Source organism: Synechococcus sp. R55.7 (assembly GCF_047461955.1).
In the GTDB taxonomy this organism is placed as follows: domain Bacteria; phylum Cyanobacteriota; class Cyanobacteriia; order Thermostichales; family Thermostichaceae; genus Thermostichus.
In genome coordinates this window covers 1-2,922 of record NZ_JANSIC010000277.1, presented here as the reverse complement: position 1 = coordinate 2,922, position 2,922 = coordinate 1, and the positions used below count along the sequence as shown (strand labels likewise).

Sequence of the window (2,922 nt, the reverse complement as noted above, 5' to 3'; positions counted from 1 at the left end):
TAGCGCGGGTGTCGGGTAGTTTACAAAAGCTTGAATCGAGATGTTTTGTGAGTTTGCAAATGGCTACATAGGTAGTTGTGGGCTACGTGGGGATTATGAAAAAAATTAAGACTTTTGGCACAGCGGCAATTTTCGCCAGTAGTCCGGCACTAGGATAGCTTCCAAGTATACCCAGCGAGATCCCATGTATGTATATTGCCCGGAGGAATTTCTGGGAAGCAAAACCCAGTGCAACCTAGAAGCATTGATAGAACGGCTGGAAGAGGGGGGTCGCACCCTTTTGAGCCAGTTGTTTGACGTTCGTTACCCTTACTGGAAGCGTAATCTCCGCAACAACATTCGCTTGGTGGGGGAGCTGCGCTATGTAGGCGAGGTACCCGTTCTGGTTTTGTTTGGCCTCTGGCCGAGAGGCAGTCACGAATACCGGGAGTTCTTAGACCGACGGCGAGATCCGGATTATCAAGAACGGGTGCGGAGCTGGGTGCCCGATGACCGTTTGCAGGCGTGGCTGGCGCAGCGGCACGAACCAGGGGATCCGCCAAACCATCTCCCCCCTCTGCCCGACGAGCTGTATGAATGGACACAGTTCTTGAATGCTCCCAATCCGCAGGAGCGGCTGGTGTTGGAAAGCGGGGAATGGGTTCGGCAAGTACGGGCCCTTTCTCCAGAGCAGCGGCGCCAGGCTTACCAAGCAGTATCCCGCTTGGTAATTGAAGGCAGGCTCTACCGGCAGCTCCCGCCGTTTTATCTGGAGGCAGAGGTCAAATGCTGGCAGGAGGGATCCCTGTATCTGGCCGTCAGCTTGGTACAAGCGTGCGAGCAGCCAGGGAGATTGTTTCCATTTCTCATTGGAGTTTACGACCACGCCCCAGAGCAAAAGGAACGGTTTGAGCTGGGATGCCAAACCTGCCTCTTTGGGATGAAAGCCAAGCAGCCAGACATTCTCCAGCACCCGCAACCTTTGGAGGTGTGGAAGCGGTACGCCCGTCGCGCCTACCCCGACTACATGGTGATGGATGAGACCATTTGGTTGGAAATGCAGGAGATCACAGAGGGAAATTTGGCTTTGTCCATGGAGGAGGAAGAAATCCTGCAGAGTACATCCATGCCCCTACTGATCAACGGAAGGGCCGGGAGTGGCAAATCTCTGATGTTGTACTACCGCTTTGCCGACTATTGCAGCCACTACCTCAAAACTTCAAAACAGAGACCTCTTGAGTACCGCCCTCTCTTTTTGACCTACAGCCCAAGCTTGGTGCAGCAAGCCCGCGACAGGGTAAGTTCAATTTTGCGCATCAGCCACCGCTATCGGGAGAAGGGGTGCAGCTTCTCCACGGAGGAAATTCAGCAATGTCAAACTTTTTTTAGCACTTTTCAGGATTACCTGCTGAACTGCCTTCCTGCCGAGCGGCAAGAACGCTACCAACCGGATCGGTATGTCAATTTTTATCGATTTCAGAGCTGGTATTGTGGTCGCCGCGATGTAGAGCTGGCTTGGCACACCATTCGCACGCTGATCAAAGGCTATGAGGTCAGTGACTATTTGGATCCCGATAGCTACCGAGAATTGCCTGAGGCCGACCGCAGTGTGGATGAAGAAGCCTTCGAGCGGATTTACGAAGAGATTTGGCCAGGCTACCGGGATCGAACCACCCATGAGGGCTACTGGGATGACCAAGATTTGGCCAGAGATGTGCTGCAAAATGGCACTCTTAATCCTATTCATCCAGTCATTTTTTGCGATGAGGTTCAGGACTTTACCCAACTTGAGCTGAATATCATTTTTTGCTTATCTCCTTGGGGAAAATACAAGTTGGATTGGGCTATTGAGCACCTGCCCTATGCCTTTGCCGGGGATCCCTTGCAAACCATTAACCCAACGGGATTTCGTTGGGCTGCTCTGAAAAAATATCTCTACGAGCATATCCGCGCCTACTTGTTGCCGAGCCATCCCTTTGAGATTGCAGGCCCGCAGGAGCTGAGAAACAACTATCGCAGCAATCCACAAGTTACTCGTTTTAGCAATGTAGTCAACCTGTGGCGGCGAGTTCTCAGCAAGAGTCGAGAAATCTATCCCCAACAGCCCTGGCGTCCCCATGAGCAGGGCATGCCGGTTCAAAGGTTTGTGCTGGATGGTCAGGAAAGAAACTTAATCGAAGATGAGCTTAGAAAAATGCTTAGTGATCTCACAGGAACGGTCTGTGTCTTACCCTGCCCTGTGGGAGAGGAGCTGAACTACGTGCGTCAGGATCCCGAACTCCAGAAGATCTTTGCCGAGGAATTGAAGCAGAATCTTAAACCACCGCTCCTGCAAACTGCTACGTCTGTTAAGGGAATGGAGTTCAAAAAAGTTATCCTCTACAAGTTTGGAAACGCCTATCGACAAAACTTTAACCGGCAGCTTAATTATTACGCCCGAGGAGCTGGGGAGGCGATATCCCTGCAACTCCATTATTTTCTCAACCAATTGTATGTCGGCATTACCCGCCCCATCGAGGCTCTGGCCATTGTGGACACCTCTGCCGGTTGGCGGGAGTTCTGGGATCCAAGCTTAGAATCCAACTCTTGGCTCAATCATCCTTCTCTGCAACCGGATCGGTCGGAATGGGAGACCGACCCACCGGTATTGGGTTACCCTGTCAAAGGCATCAATATCCAGTACTGGACCAATACAAGCTTGGAAGATCTGCAGGAGGCAGCTCTTGAGCTTCTCAGGCGCGGCATCGAGGAGGGCAACCTCAAACTTCTGGAGGATGTTCAAACTCTGGCACGGAAGGCAAAAAAACCACCTCTAGAACAGGAATGTCAGGCCTGGCTCCTCAAGCTCCAGAGGGATTACGTTTCCGCAGGGCAAAAGTTCCTGAGCCTGGAGCAGTCTGCTTTGCCCAACAAAAATCTTAAACGAGAAGCCTGGGAGTGCTT

1 protein-coding gene is annotated in these 2,922 nt (G+C 52.0%); it reads left to right on the top strand.

Annotation, left to right across the window (positions count from 1 at the left end; translation table 11 throughout):
- Window positions 1-184 precede the first annotated feature (184 nt).
- The coding region (locus tag NW820_RS11630) for a hypothetical protein (protein ID WP_414407561.1) at window positions 185-2,922 on the top strand (2,738 nt) is incomplete at its 3' end.